Consider the following 21890-nt stretch of genomic DNA (forward strand, 5'->3'; position numbering starts at 1 on the left):
GTGGCGGATAGGCAATTGGAGTCGTCGGCAAGCGAAAATGCAGCACAGAAGCTACCGATTTCCCGCTGGGGCGTCGGTGAAGTGGCGGTGGGACGTCGTGTCATTGTGCGGCGCGCGCTGACCGATGAAGAAGCATTGGCCAGCGGCAAGAAGACTACGGACGTCATTGGGCATGTGCTCAGCATGGATCCGTTCGTCGTGCGTCCGCAGGTTCGTGCTGGCGTGCGTGCCGACGAATCCGTGGCAGCGGTGGACTTTAGCGATAAGCACATTTTGATTGTGAAGGCCCTGCCGGATCATCCGGTGCGCAATTCGGATATTCGCGCCGTGGAAACTGCGACAGCGAAGGCCTTCCCGGGTATCGCGCATGTGGTGGAGTCGGGCTGGCTGCTGCGAGCCGGCGATGGCATTACGGAGCGTTCCAACTCCGCGCTGCCGCTCGAACCCGGAGCCAGCACTCAGCCGGTGCCGTTGGAGAAGATTAAGTCGTTTTACGATTCCCACGATTTGCCGGTGCGGATTGCGATTCCGGATAGAATCGCCAAACCTGCACAGGCGCTGGTCGCGGGGCCGGAGTGGACGGTCGGGCCGGACATTGTGGTTATGACGCGCTCACTCGATGGGGATTTGCCGCCTGCTGAATTGGCAGCTGAATCGCACAGCGCCGTACAGGTGCTTGATGAGCACAGCGCCGAACAGGTGCTCGATGAGCACAGCGTCGAGCTTGCAGACGTGCAGGTGGATATCGCTGATCAACCTGACGACGACTGGCTGGGGCTCTACCATTTCCGCGGTACCACGCTGTCCGAGCATGCACTACAGCTTCTGCGCAATGAAATTGATGGCCGCATGTGCTTCGGACGCCTGCAAGTGCCTGCCAACAATGCGCCTGAAGGCATACGCACGGTAGCCATTACGCGCGGCACGCTGACCGAATCGGACGACGGCCGTGTGTGGCTCGGGTTCTCCGCTGTGGAAGTCGCAGCCGATATGCGCCGCCGAGGACTTGGCACCCTACTGGGAATTCACATGATGCACTGGGGCGCACAACACGGGGCAGATTCTGCATATCTGCAGGTATTGGGCTCAAATGAGCCTGGCATTGCGCTATACCGGACACTCGGTTTTACCGAGCACCACCGGCACCGCTACGCGGAGCTGACAGGGGCTTAGGGGCCGGGGGTTACGTTTCGGCCCTGCGCTGCTCGCCCTGATCGCCCTACTTCCCGCGCTTAACCCTTTTAATCCGCTTCAGCTGCTTGCCCTGCTGCTCTTTGCCACCCATGCGATTGTCCATGCGGCGCTGCCCGCGCGGCAGCTCGCGCGTCTCCGGCTTTTCCACCACACGGGTATGGACCGAGAGTTCATGACGACCTCTCCCCAGCGGATCGCGGGACGCACCCATCGCAATCCAGCCAGCCAGGCCCGCAGAGACAAACCAACCGGCGACCGGAATCATCGACGGCAGAATCCAGGCATTGCGCACAAAACCATCGCGGGCTGAGACTGGCATCCCGTGTGCACCTTCGATTTTCATGCCCATGGCGTGTTTACCCGGCGACCCGTCGAAGATGGAGTCCCCCGCCACGCGGTAGAGGTAAAAACCACCGGGACCGAGGAAGAGGCTGATCAGCATCACCATTACGCCGCTGTCCGATGTCCCCACGATGCTAGTGAGAACTGCAATGGAGGCAATCAATGCAGTGTAGATGACAGAATCCACCAACAGCGCACCACCACGACGTGCCACTGAGCCATTGGCCAGATTGGGGTCAAAGCCCAGGTGTACTGCCATTTGAGCGGTCAGCGGCGCGACTTTGGGATTAGCACTGAGCTCACCGAAGGAAGACACCCCATAGCTAGCGGGGTACCCGCTTTCATAGCCGACCGGAATGTTTGCTACCGGATATGGCACTTCCTGATACGGCATTGCCGCATCGTACGCCGCATATGCGTCGTGTTCCCGATAAGCGTTCCTGCCACTACTACCCAGGTAATCCGTCGGACTGTACTCGCCGCCGTAACGGCGATCGTCCCAGTTAGCCAACCTCGAAACTCCCTTTCCTACCGGGCTTCCGCCCACCTTATCCGTTTTTGTCCGCCTATTTTGTCACTGCTTTGTTCAACGCATGAGGCCGCCGTTTCGTTCCCCTTTTACAATCGTTGATATGCGAATCTGTGTCTGGAACGTCAATTCGGCTCGAACTCGCCTCGACCGAATGGTGGAAATGCTGCGCCGGAATGACATTGATGTCCTGGCCGTCCAGGAAACCAAGTGCAAGGACGACCAATTCCCCACCGCTGCTTTTGAAGAGCTGGGATACCAAGTCGCCCACCACGGCCTGAATCAGTGGAATGGCGTTGCCATCATCTCCCGCGTCGGCCTTGAGGACATCCAGGCAGAGTTCCCCGGTCAGCCCGGTTTCAACAAGGACCCCGACGCAACTCCCGCATTGGAGGCCCGCCATATCGCCGCTACCTGCGGTGGCGTGCGCGTCCATAGCCTCTACATCCCGAACGGCCGCGACATCACCGACCCGCACTTCGAGTACAAGCTCGAATTTCTGGAGCGGCTCCGTCAGCACATCATCGCCACGCTTGACGACGACCCGGAGGCCACCTTCATGATGGGCGGCGACTTCAACATTGCCCCGACCGACGGCGATGTCTGGTCAATGGCAGCCTTCGCAGGGAAAACACACGTCACACCGCCTGAACGCGCAGCTTTCTATGCGCTGGAGCAGGCGGGCATGAAGGAAGTAACTCGCCAATTCACCCCAAACCAGTGGACCTACTGGGATTACAAGGCTGGCCGCTTTTTCAAGGATGAGGGCATGCGCATCGACTTCCAGCTCGCCTCCCCCGACCTCGCGGCAAAGGCGTCCGCCGGATTCATCGACATCGAAGAGCGTCAGGGCAAAGGCGCATCCGACCATGCTCCGGTGATTGTGGATTACGAAGTGTAGATAAACGGGCGGAAAAGCGCGTAGGCCTAGTTCCTACTAGGGGGTGTCGCTGGGGCCGTCGTAAAGCGGAGTCTTTGCTGCCAGCCCCTAAAATCAGGGGCAGAAATGGGCGATAAAGCACCCGCACAACACTTATGAGTCTAACTTTTTGTTCAATCTACAAATTTTCACCACAGAAAGTTATTTCGACGATATAAGGTGTTTATTCAGAACATCAATTCATTACGTCGGGAAGGAAGATCATGACTTCTGCACGCTCCCCTCAGCGCACCACTACCCCGGAGCCAGCGAGCGGCTTCCCCACCGCGGATGACTCGACTGAGTCCGATGAATCCCTGCGCGAAAGCGTGCAGAAGATTTCCATCGGCCTGTATGACTTCCTTGCATCGACTCGCCGCCTCGGTGAGCGCCCGAATGCCAGGATGGACATTTCCCAGTCGGAAATGGAAGTACTGCACTTTATTTCAACCCACCCGGGCTGCGGCGTATCCGACATTGCACGCCTGCGTTTCCTACGCCCGTCCAACGTTTCGGCAACAGTTCGCCGTCTACTCGACAACGGACTGATTGAACGCGAGAACAACGCAAAGGATCGCCGTGCGCAGAACCTCTATGTCTCCAGCGATGGCGAAACGCTGCTGGAGCAACTTATCGACCACTGGGGTGCGCTGGTGTACGAAATTGTGCGGACAATGTCGCAAAAGGACGTTCGTGCGCTAATTAAGGCACTGCCCTCGCTACTAAAGCTGGCGGAGCACTCGGAAAGCTATGTTGAGGAGCACCAGCGCCGCCAGGAGCCGTTCTAAAAGCGCGCCGCCAAGCCCTTCTTACTAGGTACGATGATGCTTATGGCTATTACTTTGAAGAAGGCAAAAGACGTAAAGACCGCTCCGCTCGTGGCCACTGGCCTCATCGGCGGCTGGCTCACCGCTCGCGAAACAGGCATTCGTCCGCTCGGTGGCGTCATCTTGGGTGCCGCCGGCGCATACGCAGCACGCACCTGGAATGCAAAGACCGGCGCCCTGGGTGCCGCCGGCCTAGTAGCCGCCTACCTCGGCGCTTTCGGCCTCTCACACCCGCTGGCTAAGAAGATTGGCGCATGGCCGTCTGTCCTGACCGTCACCGCGCTGGCCGCTGGCGCGGCAGCAGTTGCCGACTCCAAGTAGTCGACGCAGAGAGCGCCGGTAGGTGCGAAGCCGACACCTAGTCAAGGGCCTCCAGCAGTTTCTCGAGGTGCGCGCGCACCCGGGGCCACGATTCCACAAAAGGCGGCAGCAGATCGAGGCTGTCGACGTCGTCAAGCGGAACCCAGCGCAACTCTAGGGACTCCTCGTTCGGATTCGTCTCCAGCTCTTCGGCAGCTAGTGCGTAGACCGTGTGGTATTTCCAGCCGCCGGCGAGCTCGGGGCGATTCGGATCGGCTGGGAAGGGACCGGTGGTGACCTGCGTGTCGAGGATGCGAAGCTGATGCTCCAGCAGCCCAGTTTCCTCAGCCGTTTCACGCAGCGCGGTCGCCTCAGGAGCCTCATGAGAATCACAAGCCCCACCAGGAACACCCCACGTTAGGGGGAACGATGTCCAGTCAGCTCGATACTGCATAAGCACAGTGCGCTGAGGGCTCACAATCAGCAGCCCTGCAGCTCCGAAGCGTCCCCAGCAGCGCGTACCGTTGGGGCCGGCTGCCCAACCATTTCCATCCTGAAGCATGTCTCCACCCTACGCCAGATACCCTTGTGTTTTCCGTCACAAGCCCGAGCGACTAAGATTTGCAAGGAACTAACGTTGCTCTGAGCGGAGAGATCGTCGCGGGCGACTTCGGTCACGTCGGAAGGACACGTGCACATGGGTGAAACCACTTCAAGTGCGCCTCATTCCCGTGCCCACGACAAAAACCGAAACCCATTCCACCGCAAGAATCGTGCTCCACGCCGAACTCGTTTCAGCGGTCGCACCACTCCTGGTGGCGAAAGCTTAGACACACACACTGCGGCTCAGGCGGCAAAGGAATCGAAAGATACTCCCGACACCACCCCGGCTACCGAGAGTGCGGCACCATCAACTGCTCTGGAAACTACAGAGTCCTCGGCTAATGCCCCAGCAACGGCCACAACCCCAACAGTCCTAACAGACTCTCCGCGTGATACCGACCTGCGCGTGGATGCCCTGGAAATTGGCCCGCGCAACCGGAGATTGACACGTTTTCTCGGTGAGCGTCTCTACGACAAGCTCGGCCCGTCGGCCACGTATGTGCGCCGGTCAGCGTCATTTTTGATGACGTCACCGGGCCGATTGACCACAGTCGCCCTCATCCTCATCGTCGCTATTCTGGCCGCCGGCCTATCCATGTGGCAAACAACCTCGCAACGCCAGCAGCAGCTCACCCGAATTTCGCAGCTGAGCGAGCCGATGGCCAATGCCTCGCAGAATCTCTATGCCTCGCTGACGATTGCCGATGCGTCGGCCAACACCGCCTTTTCCCGCGGCACACTCAACAGCAGCCAGGACTTGGTCAGCAACTTCGACGATGTCATCGCACAAGCATCCATGTCCGCTACCCGCGCAGCTACGGGCATTGAAAACGTCGATGCCCCAGAGATGAAGAATATCGCGACTGTACAGCGGCTGTTGCCGGTCTACACCGGCATGGTCGAGACAGCTCGCGCGAATGCGCGCCAGGGCAATCCCGTCAGTGTCGCGTACCTCGCCTCTGCCTCAAACTTGATGCAGGTCCAGATTCTGCCAGCTGCAAAATCGCTCTACGAACGCACCAGTACCACCACTAATGATGAGCAGCGCCAACTATCGAAGCCACCTCTTTTCCCGATGTCGGGCCTGGCAGCGGCAATTTTGATGCTGCTAATCACACAGTGGTGGCTGACTCGCCGCACCGGTCGACTATTCAACGTCGGCCTGTTTGGTGCAACCATGCTGATGGCCATCGCACTTGTCGGTGTGGGAATTGCCACCACTCAGCCGTGGCAGTCCAACTCTCTCTTCGGAGAGCAGCGCCCGGATGTTCATGCCCTAACCCAAGTACGCATTGATGCCCAGCAGCTACGCGCCAGCGAAACCCTCGGCTTAGTGCGCCGTCAGCCCGCGGATGCGGAGTCCTTCTCGCAGTCGGTGCGCACCCTGGTCGGCGAGCTGGAAAGAGTGGACGCCAATGCGCCGGACGACGATGTCAGAGCCGCCATCCACGGTATCTACAGCTGGGAGTCCGGTCACAACCTGATGATGGAGCACTTGAGTTCAGGCGACTACGCCGGTGCGGTTCGCATCGCGACCGATGTGGATAATGCCAGCTCGTCGGCGGCTGCGTTCAACCAGGTCGATGAGTCGCTACAGAATTCCATCGCCGAGTCCCGCCTGACCGCCCGTGAGAACCTCGACCAATCCCGTCGCGCTATCGCGGCACTGTCCCTCGCCACGGTTACACTGACCGTCATCGCGGCAGTTCTGGTTGTTTTCGGCTTCCGACACCGGCTTCTGGAGTACCTATGATCGTTCCGTTCTCCCCATCGCTCCGCGGTCTCGCCGGCTGGCGGCGCAGAGCCATCCTTGGTGCACTCACCGTCGCGGGCCTCACCGTCAGTGCCTGCGCGACCGATTCGCTTGCCGACGATCCCTACTCGCGCACAATCCTGGAGGCCACCGGTGACTTTCCCCTGCCACCGGGCGCGTTCTACGACAAAGCCTCCTCGAGGAAGCCTGCGGCAGAAGCCAACACCCCAGATCTGTCCACACTCGCCCCCGATGACCAAACACCGGAAGAGCGAATCCCGGAGATTTACCAGCGCGGCCGCATCATCGTTGGTGTTGACCAATCATTGAACCTGCTCAGCTTCCGCGACTTCAGCAGCGGAGAGCTCTCGGGGTTTGAAGTATCCCTGGCACAAGAGATTGCCCGGGACATCTTTGACAATCCCGATGCTGTCGAGTTTCGGTTCGTCGACAGCAACGAACGCACTGCCGCACTCGAAGACGGCACTGTCGATGTCGTTTTGCGCACTATGACGGTCACCGATGCCCGGCGCGAAAGGGTGCTGTTCTCCACACCGTATTTGACAGCACGAGCTGGAGTTCTAGTCTCTTCGCCGGGTGGCGATGCTTCCCCCGAGGACGTCGAGGACGGTCGCATCTGCGTTTCCCGGGGATCCACTACCGAGGATTTGATTCGACGGCTCTCGCCGAACAATACGCTGCTGTTGGTCGGTAACTGGTCGGACTGCCTCATTTCACTTCAAAACAGCCAGGCAGAGATTGTCGTTGCCGATGACACCATCCTCGCTGGTATCAACGACCAAGATCCGGCTACCGCCATTGTCCAGCGGGGCTTGAACGAGGAAAGCTACGCGGCCGGTGTATCCAAGGGGAACCCAGGCCTAGTTCGCCAAATCAACGCGACCCTGGAGCGTATGGCCAGCGATGGCACCTGGCAGTCCCTCTACGACACTTGGTTCGGCCCCTTCCTGCCAAGCGGTACACAGCCATCGCCACAGTACGGCGACGATGAAGACATACTTGGAATCTCCCCCACACCGGAAGCTGCTCCAGAAGGCGAGGTGGATAACCGATGAGCGACGAAAACCAGTTCTCCGAACAAGCCCAGCAATCCGAGCAAGCCCAGCATCCCCAGTACACGCCGGAGCCCCAGGAGGATGCTCACGCAGAGGCAGAGGCAGCTGCCACTCAGGCCGTCGCCTTCGACCCATTCGCCGATGAAGACGACGAACAAGAGCCCGGCACTGCCGCTGTCGCCTTCGACCCTTTTGCGGACGATGATGACGATGACGAAGAGTTCGATATCGCCGAATTGTTGGGGCGCGGAGGCTCGTCGTCAAGCGTGACGACCCAACCCGGCACCCAGGCACCAGATCCGTCGATGGCCTCGCACCGGAAAGCGTTGGAGGGCTTTCGCCGGAAGCGATCGACTGCGCACCGTGGACGCACCGTCGCCGACGGCATGGTGCACCTGCCGTACATCACAACGCAGGATCCGCGCGATGCAGTAATGAGTGATGAGAAGATTCGCGCGACGAATAAGCCGGCGCCGAGCCTGAAAGCCGGCGATATCGTGGCGGATCAGTACGAAATTGTGGGCCCGATTGCCCACGGCGGTCTCGGCTGGATTTATCTGGCGATTGACCACAATGTCTCGGATCGCTGGGTCGTGCTCAAGGGCATGATGGCAGCGAAAAATGAGAAGGATTTCGCCGTAGTCCAGGCAGAACGCGAGTTCCTCGCGGAAATCTCGCATCCGGGAATTGTGAAAATCATCAACTTCATCGATGAGACGGACGCCAACAGCGCCACCGGCTTCATTGTGATGGAGTACGTCGGCGGCCCGTCGTTACGCAAACAGCGACGGAGCTACCCAGACGGCGTCATGCCCTGTGACCTGGCAATTGGCTACATCCTGGAGCTGCTACCGGCGCTGGATTACCTGCACTCGCGCGGCGTTGTCTACAACGATTTGAAGCCGGACAACGTGCTACTCACAGAGGATCACGTCACGCTTATCGACGTCGGCGCGGTCACCGGCATCGGCGCCTACGGCCATATCTACGGCACGCCCGGTTTCCAGGCGCCGGAGATTGCCACGACGGGACCGACGATTGCCAGCGATATCTACACAGTCGGCCGCACGCTGGCCTCGCTGATTCTGAAGTTGCCGGCGACCAACGGCGTCTACGACCCGGGGCTACCCTCACCTGTCGAAGAGCCTCTATTCCGCCGTTTTTACTCGCTCTACCGCTTTCTACTGCGCGCTTGCCACGAAGATCCGGAGGCTCGCTTCGGTTCTGCCGAAGAGATGAGTGTGCAGCTCATCGGCGTATTGCGCGAGATTCTGGCGGTGCGCGACGGCGTGCAATTCCCACAGGCGGTGTCGAATTTCTCGCCGCAGCGTTCCACGTACGGCACCAAGCACCTGGTGTTCCGCACCGACCAGCTTGTCGACGGCATCACCCGCGGCGTGGAAATCACTCCGCAAGAAGTGACCTTCGCGCTGCCTGTGCCACTGATTAACCCGACAGATCCGGGTGCGCGCATCCTGAGTGCCTCGTCGTTTACGGAACCCAACGAACTAATCGAAACACTGACCAACGCGCTGTCCGAACCCGAGTATGGTTCTTCGGTGGAAATTCCGCTGGGCATCGTGCGTGCGAAACTGGACCTCGGATTAATTGATGAGGCCCGCGACAGCCTCTGCGATGTCTCTGAACGCTTGCAGCGCGATTGGCGTTACCACTGGTACGAGGGCGTGACTTATTTGCTTCTCGACCAATTCAACGATGCCCTCACCTCGTTCCACCACGTGCTGACAATGCTGCCCGGCGAGCCCGCGCCAAAGCTGGCGCTGGCCGCAACTCTCGAGTTGATTCAACAGCGCTTGGGCATCGCCAACGCATCTCTCCTCGAGCCCTCTGTCGCCCGCGCCGCCGCGAACTTGAGCAGCGCGCTGGATAATGTCGCTGCCGATACGCCCGAAATCTTCTCCCCCGCCTGGGCCAGCGAGTCCCTGTCGCCTCAGACGATTCGTTTCAACACCCTGCGTCTCTACGCCGTCGTGTGGGCGGCCAACCCGACGACGGTATCCTCCGCCTTCGGGCTAGCTCGTCAGCTGGCCTCTGAGCGCCAACACGAAATGGCTATCTCCCAGCTTGACCGCGTTCCCGGTAACTCCCGCCACCATCGCATGGCACGTTTGACGACGATTCTGATGCTCACCTCCGGGATGCCCTCCGAGTTGACCGAATCGAGAATTCGCCGTGCTGCGCGTCGCCTGGTGGAGCTACCAACAAATGAACCGCGCATGCCGCAGCTGCGCATCGCCGTGATGGCGTCCGCGCTGAACTGGTTGCGCAGCTCGAACCTCGACCATGCAGCTAGCTCCAATGGTCTTTTCGATGCGCCCTTTACCGTGGCCGGCCTGCGTGAAGGATTGGAAAAAGACTTACGGATGCTGGCACGCTCTTCGCAGTTTCCGCGACACCGCTACAACTTGGTGGATATCGCAAATCTCATTCGGCCACGGACTTGGCGTTAGCTCTCTAACAGCTCCTTACCGAACCTGGTTAAACATGCTGTTGTGGGCCTGAGCGCCACCCCAGAATTGGTGAATAAAGAGAGAATTGCCTTTCGTGGTTTAAGATATCCTCTATGTTTGCCTCTTCGAAATCCTCTCTCCGCAGCGCTAAGCGCGTCATTATCAGCGCTGCAGCCCTCACCACCGCCTTTGGTATTGGGGCCGGCACTGCCGTTGCCCTGCCGGTTTCTCCAGACCTGCAGTCGCTTAGCCAGAGTGTTCGGGACCTCAAGCTGCCGGAGATCTCGACTCTGAATTCGGGCGACCTTGCCCCTGAGCTCTCTGAGGTACTGGATTCCTCTTCGGTGAAGCTGCCGGATTCGGTCGTCGCTCTGATTAATGAAAACTTCAAGTTCGCTGAAAACAACAAGCAGGTGGCGGACAAGGTCAAAACTCAGCTGCTGAACGCCATCGACAGCCTGCCGTTGCCAGCCGCACAGAAGGCCGAAGCCACCCGCGTTGTCAACGAGATTTTCGGTTTGCTGGGGGGCCAGGACGAGCCGTCGCAGCCTGAGCCGGCGCCTGCCCCTGCTCCACAGCCTGAGCAGAAGCCACGCCCTGAACCACGCCCAGAGCCAAACAACCCGTGCCCGCCGAGCGCCCGCGCATGCGTTGACCTGGCTAACCAGAAGACCTGGCTGCAGGAAAATGGCAACATCACCTACGGTCCGGTGCCAATGTCCTCCGGTATGCCGGGTTACGAAACCACCCGCGGCCACCTGAGCGTTACCCGCAAGGTCCGCGATGAGTGGTCCCGTCCTTACAACGGTCCGATGCCGTTCTCGGTGTACTTCACCAACGACGGTGAGGCTTTCCACGAGGGCTCTGTTAATCAGATGTCCCACGGCTGCATCCACCTGAACCACGATGATGCTGTGAAGTACTTCGATACCCTGCAGGTCGGCGACGGCGTCTACATCTGGTAGTTAGCTGCGCTGATGCGTTGAAACGATGACCGGGTGACTGAGCCTGTTGAGGCATAGGCGCAGTTTCCCCAGCGGCGAAAATGAGCTCGCCCCACTAGATTCTTCCAGTTTGGAAGGCAGTGGGAGCGAGCTCGTTTTTGTTGGGTCACAGCTGCGGATTCAACAGATGGGGCATCTAGAAGCCGTCGATTACGGAGGGTTACAGGGGTCCTGCCTACTCGTCAGTGCCCCTGTCCAAAAACTACTCCACGAAGCTCATTGCGTAACGGGCAATGGCCAGTTCCTCGTTGGTCGGTACCACGAAGACCTTGACCTTCGAGTCCTCCGCCGAAATCAGACGCGGGCCGTCATTCGGCTGGGAGTTGAGCTCATCATCAATCTTGATACCGAAGTTCTCAAGCTCAGCCATAGAATCACGGCGGATACCGACATGGTTCTCACCGACACCTGCGGTGAAGGTGATGGCATCGAGGCGGCCGAGAATCAGCATGTAAGAGCCGATGTAGCGGCGCAGCTGGTGGACATACATCTGGTACGCAGCCCAAGCATCCGGGTCGTGGTCATCCATGCGCTCTTGCAGGACTCGGAAGTCATTGACACCAGAGACACCCTTCAGACCGGACTGGCGGTTGCACAGATTGTCGATCTCGTCGATGCTCATGCCGTTGCGGTAGAGGTGGAAGATGACGCCCGGGTCAATGTCACCGGTACGGGTGCCCATCATCAGACCAGCCAGCGGGGTCAGCCCCATCGAGGTATCCACCGCCTGGCCACCTCGGATAGCCGCACACGACGCACCATTACCCAGGTGCAGCGTAATCTGGTTGATTTCCTCTGCCGGCTTATTCAGAAGGTCCGGCACCTGCTTGGAAACAAACTCATGCGAGGTGCCGTGGAAGCCGTAACGACGGATATCAAACTTCGATGCGACCTCTGCGTTGAGCGGGTACAGAGCAGCAGCTGGCGGCATGGTGTGGAAGAAACCAGTGTCGAAGACGGCGACGTGAGGCACGTCCGGAAGCAGCTTGCGAGACTCTTCGATGCCTACGATATTGGCCGGGTTGTGCAGCGGCGCCAGCGGAATAAGGTCGCGGATCATGCCGACGATTTCGTCGGTAATCAGCTCCGGTCCAGAGAACAGGCGACCACCGTGAACGACGCGGTGACCGACGGCCGCAATATCCACCGACTCCGGACCAACACCGTGCTCATCCATCAGCTCGAACGCGCGGTCAAGACCACTGGCGTGGTCAGCGATCGGCTCAGTGATTTCAATCTTCTGTCCGGAGAACTTCAGATTAATAATGCCGTCTTCTTCACCAATGCGCTCCACCAGACCGGAGACATACGGCGGCTGCGTTGAGTCCTTCTCCGGATCTACCAGCTGAAACTTGATAGAGGAGGAACCGGAGTTCAAAACAAGTACGTGACGGGACATAATAATTAGTTTCCTCCAGCCTGAATAGCGGTAATTGCAACCGTGTTGATGATGTCCGGCACCGTGGCGCCACGGGAAAGGTCGTTGACCGGCTTGTTCAAGCCCTGCAGAATCGGGCCGATTGCCAATGCACCACCACAGCGCTGGGCAATCTTGTAACCGATGTTACCGGCGTCCAGATCCGGGAACACGAAAACAGTTGCCTTACCCGCAACGGAGGAATCCGGCATCTTCTTCGCAGCCACAGACGGGTCAATAGCAGCATCGAACTGCAGCGGACCATCGACAGCGAGCTCCGGAGCCAGCTCCTTGGCCTTGGCCAGACCCGCCTTCACACGATCAACATCCTCACCTGTGCCGGATGCTCCAGTGGAGTAGCTCAGCATGGCGACGCGGGCATCGATGCCGAAGGAAGCTGCAGTCTCGGCGGATACTACCGCGATTTCACCCAGCTGTTCCGGAGCAGGCTTCGGCAGCACCGCACAGTCCGCAAAACCCCACAGCGAGTTGTCCATAACCATGAGGAACAGTGACGACACCGTGGAAGCCGACGGCTTGGTCTTAATGATTTGCAAGGACGGACGAATGGTGTGCGCAGTTGTGTGGGCTGCACCGGACACCATGCCGTCGACAAGCCCGTTGTGAATCATCATCGTCGCGAAGTAGGAGATGTCCTGCATCGTCTCACGGGCCTGCTCCAGCGTGACCCCCTTGGCCTTGCGCATCTCTGCGAACTGCTCCGCGAACTGCTCAACATATTCGGAGGTCTGCGGGTTCCAGAGATGGGCGGCGTCGATGTCAAAACCCAGTTCGGCGGCGCGCGCCTTCATCGCATCCGGGTCGCCGAGGATAGTGAGCTCACAGATGTCCTCGCGCAGGAGGTAATCAGCGGCCTCAAGAATGCGGTCATCGTCCCCCTCTGGCAGCACAATGTGACGCTTATCAGCCTTGGCGCGCTGCAATAGCCACCACTGGAAACGCTGTGGAGTCATCACTGCGGTGACCTCGCGGCTTACGACCTTGCGCAGCCCCTCAGCATCGTCAACGGCAACAACGGGAACGTCGAGCTCGAGAGTCTTAGCAGCCTTAGCTGCCTCCTCCCCTGTAAGGACAACTGCGAGTACCTCGCTGTGACGCTGAGCTGCACTGCTGAGAGCCAAACGAACGCGAGCCTTTGCGGCCTCTGTGTGGCAGCCCTCGCCACCAGCGACAACGATGACACCGGCGCCGGCGACGGTGGCAATGCGGAAGTCAAAATCGAGGTTGCCGGAGCCGGTCAGAACAGCCGCCCCCTCGTTGGCAGCGCGATCAGCTTCAACAGCACTGACGATGGTGTCAAGCGCGGATTCCGGATCCACAACAACCTGATCCACGGTGGCGCCGTGCGCCCCACCGACAGTGTGGAGGCAACGTGCCCCACCCAGTGCCTCAGACAATGCCGTAATGACATCTTGCAGATTGTCTGCGCGGTCCACTGAAGTAATCAGGACTGCGGAGTTGTTGGTGGACGCTTGGGCGTTCTTATCGCTCACCGACGTTCCTTTCTCGCACTGCGCTTAATCGTTGACTTATTTAAACGTTGACTTGGCTCGAGCCGTTGGACTGCCGGAGGCTCAAGATCATGCTGAGCTTCTAATCCTGCTGAATCTAATCCCGCTGAGTCCCAAATCATTATTTTCATCTTATTGTGAGTCACCTTACATCTCACGGCGGACTCAAACCTCTTTGGTTACCCCTGGTAGCCACACTTTTCCCCACAGATTCCAACAATTTTCCCGCATAATCGCGGCTTTTATGCGGTTTTTCTAGTGAACTAGCCCAGATTCCCACATCGAACGTGACTAAGGTCACATTTAGTTTTGTATGCCTCCAAAAGCATCTCACCGATGATGTGATGCTCGCCTCTCGATTTTTCGTAAGTTATCGCTACGATTGGGGGCGCTACCATTGGGAATGTCGAATAAACCGATAGCTCACCAATAACTCCTTTCCCCCACGAGGTCACCGCTGGCAGCTACTTACGCCGCGGCCTCGTGGCCGTCGTAAAGCATTAGAGAAAGAAGGACACACTTCATGAATCGCCCGCTCCGCGTTGCCGTAATTGGCTCTGGCCCGGCCGGTGTTTATGCTTCCGATGCACTGATGAAATCCAGTACTGACGTGGAAGTCGATCTGTTTGAAAAGATGCCGGCTCCATTCGGTCTAATCCGCTACGGCGTCGCCCCCGACCACCCACGCATCAAGGGCATCATCATGGCCTTGCACCGCGTGATGGAAAAGCCGGAGCTGCGCCTATTTTCCAACGTTGAGTTCGGCAAGGACATCACACTCGACGAATTAAAGGAGCATTACGACGCCGTCATCTTCGCCACCGGTGCCGTCGGCGACCGCGCACTGCCAACGCCGGGAGCGGACCTGCCGGAGCACTTCGGCGCAGGCGAATTCGTGGGCTTCTACGACGGCAATCCACTCTTTGAGCGCACCTGGGACCTTTCGGCGGAGTCCGTGGCCGTCGTCGGTGTCGGCAACGTCGCGCTGGATGTCTCTCGAATCCTGGCGAAGACCGGTGAGGAACTGCACGTCACAGAGATTCCGGACAATGTCTACGAGGTTCTGAAGACAAATAAGGCCAAGGAAGTCCACGTCTTCGGCCGCCGCGGCCCGGCACAGGCAAAGTTCACTCCGCTGGAGCTCAAGGAGCTCGACTACTCACCGAACGTCGAGGTCGTTGTCGATCCGCGCGATATTGATTACGACTCCGCATCCGAGATTATGCGTCGCAACTCCAAGATCACTGACCAGGTCTGCACCATCCTGGAGAACTACGCCATCCGTGAGCCAAAGAACGCACCGCACAAGCTCTACATTCACTTCTTCGAGTCGCCAGTGGAAATCCTCAGCGAGGAGGGTACCGACGGCCAGCAGCATGTGACAGGCTTGCGCACTCAGCGCATGGAATACGACGGTGCTGGCGGGCTGCGGCCGACCGGCGAGACCACCGACTGGAAGGTCGGCGCTGTCTACTCCGCCGTGGGCTACCGCTCTGATGCGCTGCCGGGTATCCCGTTCGACAACGTGAAGAATGTCATTTCCAACGTCGGTGGTCGAGTCATCGAATCCGACAACACCGAGGATGAAGCAGCCGAGGCCATCACTGGCCTCTACACCACCGGTTGGGTTCGCCGCGGACCGGTCGGCCTGATTGGTAATACCAAGGGCGATGCCAATGAGGCCGTAGCCAATCTGCTGGCCGATGCCGCTGAGGGCAAGAAATTCAACCCGTCGAAGCCGGAGTTGTCCGCTGTCAACGAGCTGCTGGAGTCCAAGGGTATCGACTACCTGGACTGGGAAGGTTGGCACAAGCTCGATGCTGCCGAACGCACCGCCGGCGAGGCCGAGGGTCGCGAACGCAAGAAGTACGTCGAGTGGGATGAGATGGTCACCCACTCCAAGGGCGAGTAACGGCGAGTAACTAGGACGGATAAAAAGCGTCGGCTACGCCACTACCTTCACGTCCGTGTACGCGGCGCGCGAGTCCCAGCGGCAGCACACAATCGGCGCCAACAGCTCGGCCAATGGCTCACCAAAAGCCACCTGACCAGCACCGTCGGCAGCGCCTGCATCGATGACTCGATCCCACAATAGGCCCGGCGCGGTAAACAGCGGCACCACTACGAGTCCGCGTCCGCGCTTGGCCGCGCGCTCCTGCGCCGCGGCCACAGCATCGGCTCCCTTGATTTTCTCAGGACCGACCACGAATGCCGCGCTCACATGTCCCGGCAGCATCCCGCCAAGGTTTGCCGCAAACTGGTGCACCGCCGCATTGGCATCCTCATCAGAGGAGCCGACCCCCATCACCAGCGCATCGACCGGCCAGGAAAAAGATGCATTCTCCGCCGCTTCGATGATTCGCTTTACGACGGCGCGCTTCGTGCCGTCGCCAAGCCCGAGTCCTTCAGCCACTGTGATGTCAACACCATGCCGATCGCAGAGTCGAACCTGCTCGGGAACGTCGACTCGCGAGTGGAACGCATCGGTGAACAGCAGCGGTACGGCCAGTGCCTGAGTCTCGCCGGCAGCGGCGAGCTCGGCACAGACGGTATCCAGTGAGGGCTCGTCGAGGTCCAGCCAGGCGAGGCGAATCTGAGAGGGCGCATCCAGACGGGTGAGCGGCATCTTCTCGCGCACGAGCGCGACCACGTCTTCGAGCACCGGTTTGGTCTCTGAGTGCCGAGAACCGTGCGCAAGCAGAATCAGTGCGGTCATCGATGGTCTCCTCAGGCTCGCTAGCTGTGCTTTCTGGTTTCTCTACCTGGCAGCTCTACTGGGCAGCGCCACGCACGAGGCCTGCGGTGAGGGTGTCACCGGTGCCCGGCTCGATGAGCAGGAATGCACCGACACGGCCACCGACGCGGTAGGCATCGACCGGCAGCGGCTGTGCGACCTCGACGGTGATCTCCGCGACGTCGTTGACTGCAAGCTGATCAGCCACACCGGTGGGCTCACCGGTTTCGATATCGATGAGCGCATCGACGGAAGCGATACGACCACGCACCAGTGCGGCACCATAGCGCACCTCTACGACGCGACCGACTGCCAACGGCTTGTCTGCAAGGTGGACGGCCACGGCGGAGAAACGGCGCACGTCTTCCGGGCGCGTGCCACTGATGAGGTCGCCACGGGCGAGGTCGAACTCGGCATCCAGGCTGATGGCCACCGACTGGCCGGCCACGGCCTCAGTGACATCCTCAGCTGCCACGGTGATCTTCGTGACCGTAGCCTGACGGTTGGCGTCTACGGAGACAACATCGCCCACACGCACGCTACCTGCGGCGATACGGCCGGCGTAACCACGGTATTCAGTGGCGTGATCGCGAATGACATAGTCGATGGGCAGGCGCAGGTCAGCCTCGGCATCGGTTTCCAGGTCGGCACCGATGTTGAGGTTTTCCAGCAGCTCCAGCACGGTCGGCCCCTCGTACCACGGAGTGTGCTCAGAAGAATCGACAATGTTGTCGCCGACCAGAGCCGACACTGGAACAACGAAGGTGTTCTGCAGACCCAGGCGCTCTGCTAGTGCTGCCACATCCGACTCAATGGCGCGGAAGGCCTCTTCGCTGTAGTCCAGTAGGTCAATCTTGTTGACTGCGAAAATCACGTGGCGAACGCCCAGCAGACCGGCCACCGTTGCGTGACGCTTGGTCTGCGTCACGACGCCGTTGCGCGCGTCGATAAGCAAAACGACGGCCTCGGCGGTGGACATACCGGTGACGGTGTTTCGGGTGTACTGCTCGTGACCTGGGCAGTCGGCGAGGATGAAGGAGCGGACGTCGGTGGCGAAGTAGCGGTAGGCGACATCGATGGTGATGCCCTGCTCACGCTCGGCCCGCAGACCGTCGACCAGCAGCGACAGGTCCGGGTTTTCCTGACCGCGCGCCTGTGAGGAGGCGACGACGGCCTCGTACTGGTCAGCGAGGATATTCTTCGTGTCGTGCAGCAGGCGACCGACGAAGGTGGACTTACCGTCGTCGACGGAGCCAGCGGTGCACAGGCGAAGAGTGCGACGAGCGCGAGTGGCGCGGTCAGCGGAAATCAGGGTAGCTGGGGAATTTGGCTGGCTCATCAGAAGTAACCTTCCTTCTTACGGTCTTCCATGGAGGATTCGGACAACTTGTCATCTGCGCGGGTAGCGCCGCGCTCGGTGAGCTTGGATGTGCGAAGTTCCTCCATGACCTCCGCAATAGTGGTGGCAGTCGATTCGACAGCGCCGGTGCAGCTCATGTCACCGACAGTGCGGTAGCGGACAGTGCGAACCTCGAGGGTCTCGCCGTCGCGGGGGCCACCCCACTCGCCCGGTGCCAACCACATGCCGCCGCGGTTGAACACCTCACGCTCGTGGGCGAAGTAGATGGGAGGCAGTTCGATGTCACGGGCTTCGATATAGGCCCAGACGTCGGCCTCGGTCCAGTTCGAGATCGGGAAAACGCGAACGTTCTCTCCGGCGGCGTGGCGACCGTTGTAGAGGCCCCACAGCTCAGGGCGCTGACGGCGTGGATCCCAACCGCCGAAGGAGTCGCGGACGGAGAACACGCGCTCCTTTGCGCGGGCCTTCTCCTCATCGCGGCGGGCGCCACCGAGAACGGCATCGTAACCGCGGTTGGCAATGGTCTCCACCAGCGGCACGGTCTGCAAGGGGTTGCGGGTGCCGTCGGCACGCTCGGTGAGCACGCCGCTGTCGATCCAGTCTTGGACCTTGGCTACGTGCAGCTTGATGCCCGGCTGAGCGGCAATCTTGTCGCGGAATTCAATAACTTCGGGGAAGTTGTGGCCGGTGTCGACGTGGAGCAGCTCCAGCGGGATACCCGCCGGTGCGAAGGCGCGCTTGGCCAGCTCGAGCACGACGACGGAATCCTTTCCGCCGGAGAAAAGTAGTGCCGGACGCTCGAACTGACCGGCGGTCTGGCGAATAATGTCGATGGCCTCGGCTTCCAGCTCGGCAAGCCGCGGGTCGAGGCGGTTTTGTACGGAAACGGTGGTTGAGCTAGTCATGGGGGTTCTTTCTGTTGGGGCTGTGTTGGCTGTTGTAACTGCGCTGTTTTAGCTGATATCGGTTATCGGCGGGCGGCTAGTGGCTGGCGGCAAGTAGCTGTCTGCTAGCCGCTCGAACTAGAGGTGCAATCCGCACTCAGTCTTCTCGGAGCCCGCCCAGCGACCCGAGCGCGGATCCGCGCCCTCTGCCACTCGCGCGGTGCATGTCGCGCAGCCAATCGACGGGAACCCCTGTTGCGTCAGCGGATGCACAATGAGGTCGTTGTCCTCGATGTACTGGGCAACATCCTCATCTGTCCAGGTGGCCAACGGGTTGAGCTTGATGCGACCAGTCTTGTCGATCTCCAGTACCGGCGTGTGTGCGCGGGTCGGCGCGTCGACGCGCTTCAGACCTGTGACCCAGCCCTCGTAGGGGCGCTTCACGGCAGACAGCGGCTCGACCTTCCGCAATGCGCAGCAACGCGTCGGGTCGGTCTTGTACAGATCAACGCCCTCTTCGGCGTCCTGCTCGGCGCGGGTGCGCTTCGGCTCAATCGACAGCAGTCGGTTGTCGTAACGCTGTGCGACCTGCTCTGCCACGTCGAGGGTCTCCGGGAAGTGGTAACCGGTATCCAGGAAAATCAGATCTGCCTCCGGCGCGTGCCGAGCAGCCAGTTCCGCCAACACTGTGTCCTGCATCGACAGGGTCACAGCCAGTGGCGTGTGCAGGTGCTCCGCACCCCATTCCAATACTTCCCCAGCAGTGGCGGTCTCCAGCTTGGAGCCCCACTCCAGTGCGAGCTCAATCAGACGGCGAGCAGTTTCCGGGTTGTCCAGCGCGTCTTCACGCGCGAGCGCCTCCTGAGTCTTAATGACCTCAGCGGTTTTCAGTCCCGTGCTCATGACGCCACCTTTCTATCGATATGTCCGTGCAGTTTCACTGTGAATACCCGGCAGCATTCGCGGCATTGCCAGGCGTAATCGGTTTCCAGGTCGGGCCACAGATCATCACCGCCGCAGTAAGGGCAATGCATCACCGCACCCCGGTTCGGATTGGGGTGTGCGCTTCGGCCACCGATTCCCAGTCGCGCTGGCGTCTCGTCTTTTTCGCTTGACGACGGCCCCTGCGACCGAACCCCATTGGGAGATTCACTCACTTCAGGTCCTCCTCATCAGCGCGGACAATCCACTCGCGGAACTGTTCACCCTCGTGGCGCTGTTCCTTGAAGTGATTGACGACGCGCTCGATGTAGTCACCCAGTTCTGCCGAGGTGACCTTGTGTCCGCGAACCTTGCGGCCGAAGTTGGCATCGAGCCCCAGCGAACCACCGAGGTGAACCTGGAAACCCTCGACACGGTTGCCCTCGTCGTCGGTGACAATCTGCCCCTTGAGTCCGATGTCGGCAATCTGCGTGCGGGCGCAGGCATTCGGGCAGCCATTGAGCGCAATGGTGATTGGGACGTCGAGGTCACCGAGGCGTTCCTCCAAGTCGCCCACCAAATCAATTGCGCGCTGGCGCGTGGTGACAAGTGCGAGCTTGCAGAACTCTAGGCCGGTGCAGGCCAGGATGCCCCGTCGGAAAGCTGAGGGCTTGGCAGACAGGCCAATTTCGTCGAGTTCTGCGAGCAGGGAGTCGACCTGGTCGTCGGTGACGTCGAGGAGAATGAGCTCCTTCATCACGGTGGTGCGGACGCGGGAAACACCGTGGCGCTCGGCGATGTCGGCGAGTTTGACCAGGTCAGAGCCCGGAACACGGCCAACAGCGGGCTTAACACCGACGTAGTTGAGACCGTCGGCCTGCTTGTGCACGCCGATGTGGTCACGGTCGCCCTCGAAAGGTTCGGGTGCGGGGCCGTCGATAAGCTTGCGGTTGAGGTAGTCGTCTTCGAGTACCTGGCGGAACTTCTCCGCGCCCCATTCGGCAACGAGGAACTTCAGACGCGCACGATTGCGCAGGCGACGGTAGCCGTAGTCCCGGAAGATGCGGCACACGCCCGCCCATACCTCGGGAACCTCGTCCTCTGGGATCCAGGCGCCGAGACGCTGGGCGAGCATCGGGTTGGTGGAGAGACCACCACCGACCCAAACGTCGAAACCGGGGCCGTGCTCTGGATGATTGACACCGACGAAGGCAACGTCCTGGACCTCGTGGGTGACATCGAGACGCGGGGAACCGGAAACTGCCGACTTAAACTTACGCGGTAGGTTGGAGAACTCGTCGCCGGAGAGGTACTCCTCCTTGATGCGGCGGATGGCGTTGGTGCCGTCGACAATTTCATCGGCCGCAACACCGGCAACCGGGCTGCCTAGAATAACGCGGGGAACGTCGCCGCAGCCAAAGTTGGTGTCGAGACCAACTCGCTCAAGGCGCTCCCAGATCTCCGGCATATCTTCGACGCGAATCCAGTGCAGCTGGACGTTCTGGCGGTCGGAGAAGTCCGCAGTGTCGCGGGCGAAGTCGCGGGAAATCTCGCCGATGGTGCGAATGCCCTCGGTGGTGGTCTGGCCACCGTCGAGGCGGACGCGGAGCATAAAGTACTTGTCCTGCAGCTCGGCGTTGGTCTTCACGCCGGTGTGCTCACCGCTAAGCCCCTGCTTGCGCTGGGTGTAGAGGCCAATCCACTTAAAGCGAGGCGCTAGGTCCTCCGCGGGGATGGAGTCAAACCCCTGCTTGGAGTAGATGTCGATAACACGCTGCTTAACGGCGATGCCAGCATCTTCTTTCTTAATGCGCTCGTCGTCGTTAAGTGGCTCGCGGCCGTCGATAAGCCACTGCCCCTGTGGCTTCGGTGCGCGCTTCTTACGTCGGGTAGCCGCTGCGGAAGCTGGACGCTCGGCGGTTTTCGTAGGAGAGCTCATGGGGAATCTACCGAATCACTTTCGTTTTGTTCTCGTTGACCGAATTAGTTTCTAATCTTTATAGACCGTTTGGTCTACGTTGCAT

The 21890-nt window shown here is 60.0% G+C and carries 18 protein-coding genes; 9 read left to right on the forward strand and 9 right to left on the reverse strand.

Translation table 11 applies throughout. The annotated features are described in order from the left end of the window. Positions 1-1173 carry an N-acetylglutamate synthase, CG3035 family gene (locus tag QP978_RS00440; RefSeq protein ID WP_049169902.1) on the forward strand — a complete coding sequence of 391 codons (1173 nt, stop codon included), beginning with the start codon at positions 1-3 and terminating at the stop codon, positions 1171-1173. 46 nt (positions 1174-1219) lie between these two features. On the opposite strand, the gene QP978_RS00445 is transcribed toward QP978_RS00440, so the two are convergent. Continuing rightward, a complete protein-coding gene (locus QP978_RS00445; RefSeq protein ID WP_284856717.1) occupies positions 1220-2047 on the reverse strand; it encodes an RDD family protein in 828 nt (275 codons plus the stop codon). Positions 2048-2168: 121 nt separating this feature from the next. Here QP978_RS00445 and QP978_RS00450 point away from each other — a divergent pair, with 121 nt between their 5' ends. From QP978_RS00450 to QP978_RS00460, 3 genes are all read left to right on the forward strand, one after another. After that, entirely contained in the window at positions 2169-2966 is a 798-nt protein-coding gene (locus QP978_RS00450) for an exodeoxyribonuclease III (protein ID WP_038626705.1), read from the forward strand. 242 nt (positions 2967-3208) lie between these two features. Beyond that, complete coding sequence (locus QP978_RS00455) at positions 3209-3772, forward strand: MarR family winged helix-turn-helix transcriptional regulator (protein ID WP_016421518.1); 564 nt, start codon at positions 3209-3211, stop codon at positions 3770-3772. A 42-nt stretch (positions 3773-3814) separates the two neighbouring features. Beyond that, positions 3815-4132, forward strand: a complete 318-nt coding sequence (locus QP978_RS00460; RefSeq protein WP_172954624.1) for a hypothetical protein — start codon at positions 3815-3817, stop codon at positions 4130-4132. Positions 4133-4169: 37 nt separating this feature from the next. On the opposite strand, the gene QP978_RS00465 is transcribed toward QP978_RS00460, so the two are convergent. After that, a complete protein-coding gene (locus QP978_RS00465) occupies positions 4170-4673 on the reverse strand; it encodes an NUDIX domain-containing protein (protein WP_049169897.1) in 504 nt (167 codons plus the stop codon). 135 nt (positions 4674-4808) lie between these two features. On the opposite strand from QP978_RS00465, the gene QP978_RS00470 reads away from it, so the two are divergent. The 4 genes from QP978_RS00470 to QP978_RS00485 all read left to right on the forward strand — a co-directional run bounded on the left by QP978_RS00470 (position 4809) and on the right by QP978_RS00485 (position 10979). After that, positions 4809-6467, forward strand: a complete 1659-nt coding sequence (locus tag QP978_RS00470; protein WP_049169894.1) for a GlnX family signal transduction membrane protein — start codon at positions 4809-4811, stop codon at positions 6465-6467. After that, complete coding sequence (locus QP978_RS00475; protein WP_049169891.1) at positions 6464-7543, forward strand: glutamate ABC transporter substrate-binding protein; 1080 nt, start codon at positions 6464-6466, stop codon at positions 7541-7543. Before QP978_RS00470 ends, QP978_RS00475 begins: the two co-directional genes overlap by 4 nt. Beyond that, a complete protein-coding gene (locus QP978_RS00480) occupies positions 7540-10014 on the forward strand; it encodes a serine/threonine protein kinase (protein ID WP_284856718.1) in 2475 nt (824 codons plus the stop codon). Before QP978_RS00475 ends, QP978_RS00480 begins: the two co-directional genes overlap by 4 nt. Positions 10015-10127: 113 nt before the next feature. Beyond that, the gene (locus tag QP978_RS00485; RefSeq protein ID WP_016421524.1) at positions 10128-10979 is read left to right on the forward strand and encodes a L,D-transpeptidase; all 852 of its coding nucleotides are present in this window, start codon (positions 10128-10130) and stop codon (positions 10977-10979) included. A 241-nt stretch (positions 10980-11220) separates the two neighbouring features. Here the strand turns inward: QP978_RS00485 and QP978_RS00490 are convergent, their stop codons facing one another. Beyond that, positions 11221-12417, reverse strand: coding sequence for an acetate kinase (locus tag QP978_RS00490; RefSeq protein WP_069358955.1), 1197 nt, complete (start codon positions 12415-12417; stop codon positions 11221-11223). 5 nt (positions 12418-12422) lie between these two features. Beyond that, positions 12423-13748 (reverse strand): phosphate acetyltransferase, encoded by a 1326-nt coding sequence (pta, locus tag QP978_RS00495; protein WP_272715183.1) that lies wholly within the window; start codon positions 13746-13748, stop codon positions 12423-12425. Positions 13749-14490: 742 nt separating this feature from the next. On the opposite strand from pta, the gene QP978_RS00500 reads away from it, so the two are divergent. After that, positions 14491-15879, forward strand: coding sequence for an FAD-dependent oxidoreductase (locus QP978_RS00500; RefSeq protein ID WP_049169886.1), 1389 nt, complete (start codon positions 14491-14493; stop codon positions 15877-15879). 33 nt (positions 15880-15912) lie between these two features. Here the strand turns inward: QP978_RS00500 and QP978_RS00505 are convergent, their stop codons facing one another. The 5 genes from QP978_RS00505 to QP978_RS00525 all read right to left on the reverse strand — a co-directional run bounded on the left by QP978_RS00505 (position 15913) and on the right by QP978_RS00525 (position 21805). After that, entirely contained in the window at positions 15913-16683 is a 771-nt protein-coding gene (locus tag QP978_RS00505) for a sirohydrochlorin chelatase (protein WP_049169883.1), read from the reverse strand. A gap of 55 nt (positions 16684-16738) precedes the next feature. Beyond that, positions 16739-18040, reverse strand: coding sequence for a sulfate adenylyltransferase subunit 1 (locus QP978_RS00510; RefSeq protein WP_049189478.1), 1302 nt, complete (start codon positions 18038-18040; stop codon positions 16739-16741). Beyond that, positions 18040-18966: a sulfate adenylyltransferase subunit CysD gene (gene cysD, locus QP978_RS00515; RefSeq protein ID WP_049189477.1), complete on the reverse strand. Its 927-nt coding sequence runs from the start codon at positions 18964-18966 to the stop codon at positions 18040-18042. Before cysD ends, QP978_RS00510 begins: the two co-directional genes overlap by 1 nt. 117 nt (positions 18967-19083) lie before the next feature. Further along, positions 19084-19848: a phosphoadenylyl-sulfate reductase gene (locus tag QP978_RS00520; protein ID WP_048734528.1), complete on the reverse strand. Its 765-nt coding sequence runs from the start codon at positions 19846-19848 to the stop codon at positions 19084-19086. A gap of 250 nt (positions 19849-20098) precedes the next feature. After that, the gene (locus QP978_RS00525; protein WP_069358959.1) at positions 20099-21805 is read right to left on the reverse strand and encodes a nitrite/sulfite reductase; all 1707 of its coding nucleotides are present in this window, start codon (positions 21803-21805) and stop codon (positions 20099-20101) included. Between the last annotated feature and the right edge of the window lie 85 nt (positions 21806-21890).

The sequence above is a fragment of the Corynebacterium sp. MSK035 genome (genome assembly GCF_030232615.1).
GTDB lineage: Bacteria > Actinomycetota > Actinomycetes > Mycobacteriales > Mycobacteriaceae > Corynebacterium > Corynebacterium jeikeium_D.

Bases quoted from the DNA above. Each gene is read 5' to 3' on its own strand.
- QP978_RS00525 (WP_069358959.1), bottom strand. From the start codon at position 21,805: ATGAGCTCTCCTACGAAAACCGCCGAGCGTCCAGCTTCCGCAGCGGCT.
- QP978_RS00485 (WP_016421524.1), top strand. From the start codon at position 10,128: ATGTTTGCCTCTTCGAAATCCTCTCTCCGCAGCGCTAAGCGCGTCATT.
- QP978_RS00490 (WP_069358955.1), bottom strand. From the start codon at position 12,417: ATGTCCCGTCACGTACTTGTTTTGAACTCCGGTTCCTCCTCTATCAAG.
- QP978_RS00450 (WP_038626705.1), top strand. From the start codon at position 2,169: ATGCGAATCTGTGTCTGGAACGTCAATTCGGCTCGAACTCGCCTCGAC.
- QP978_RS00520 (WP_048734528.1), bottom strand. From the start codon at position 19,848: ATGAGCACGGGACTGAAAACCGCTGAGGTCATTAAGACTCAGGAGGCG.
- QP978_RS00505 (WP_049169883.1), bottom strand. From the start codon at position 16,683: ATGACCGCACTGATTCTGCTTGCGCACGGTTCTCGGCACTCAGAGACC.
- QP978_RS00500 (WP_049169886.1), top strand. From the start codon at position 14,491: ATGAATCGCCCGCTCCGCGTTGCCGTAATTGGCTCTGGCCCGGCCGGT.
- QP978_RS00460 (WP_172954624.1), top strand. From the start codon at position 3,815: ATGGCTATTACTTTGAAGAAGGCAAAAGACGTAAAGACCGCTCCGCTC.
- QP978_RS00455 (WP_016421518.1), top strand. From the start codon at position 3,209: ATGACTTCTGCACGCTCCCCTCAGCGCACCACTACCCCGGAGCCAGCG.
- QP978_RS00480 (WP_284856718.1), top strand. From the start codon at position 7,540: ATGAGCGACGAAAACCAGTTCTCCGAACAAGCCCAGCAATCCGAGCAA.
- QP978_RS00475 (WP_049169891.1), top strand. From the start codon at position 6,464: ATGATCGTTCCGTTCTCCCCATCGCTCCGCGGTCTCGCCGGCTGGCGG.
- QP978_RS00510 (WP_049189478.1), bottom strand. From the start codon at position 18,040: ATGAGCCAGCCAAATTCCCCAGCTACCCTGATTTCCGCTGACCGCGCC.
- cysD (WP_049189477.1), bottom strand. From the start codon at position 18,966: ATGACTAGCTCAACCACCGTTTCCGTACAAAACCGCCTCGACCCGCGG.
- QP978_RS00465 (WP_049169897.1), bottom strand. From the start codon at position 4,673: ATGCTTCAGGATGGAAATGGTTGGGCAGCCGGCCCCAACGGTACGCGC.
- QP978_RS00470 (WP_049169894.1), top strand. From the start codon at position 4,809: ATGGGTGAAACCACTTCAAGTGCGCCTCATTCCCGTGCCCACGACAAA.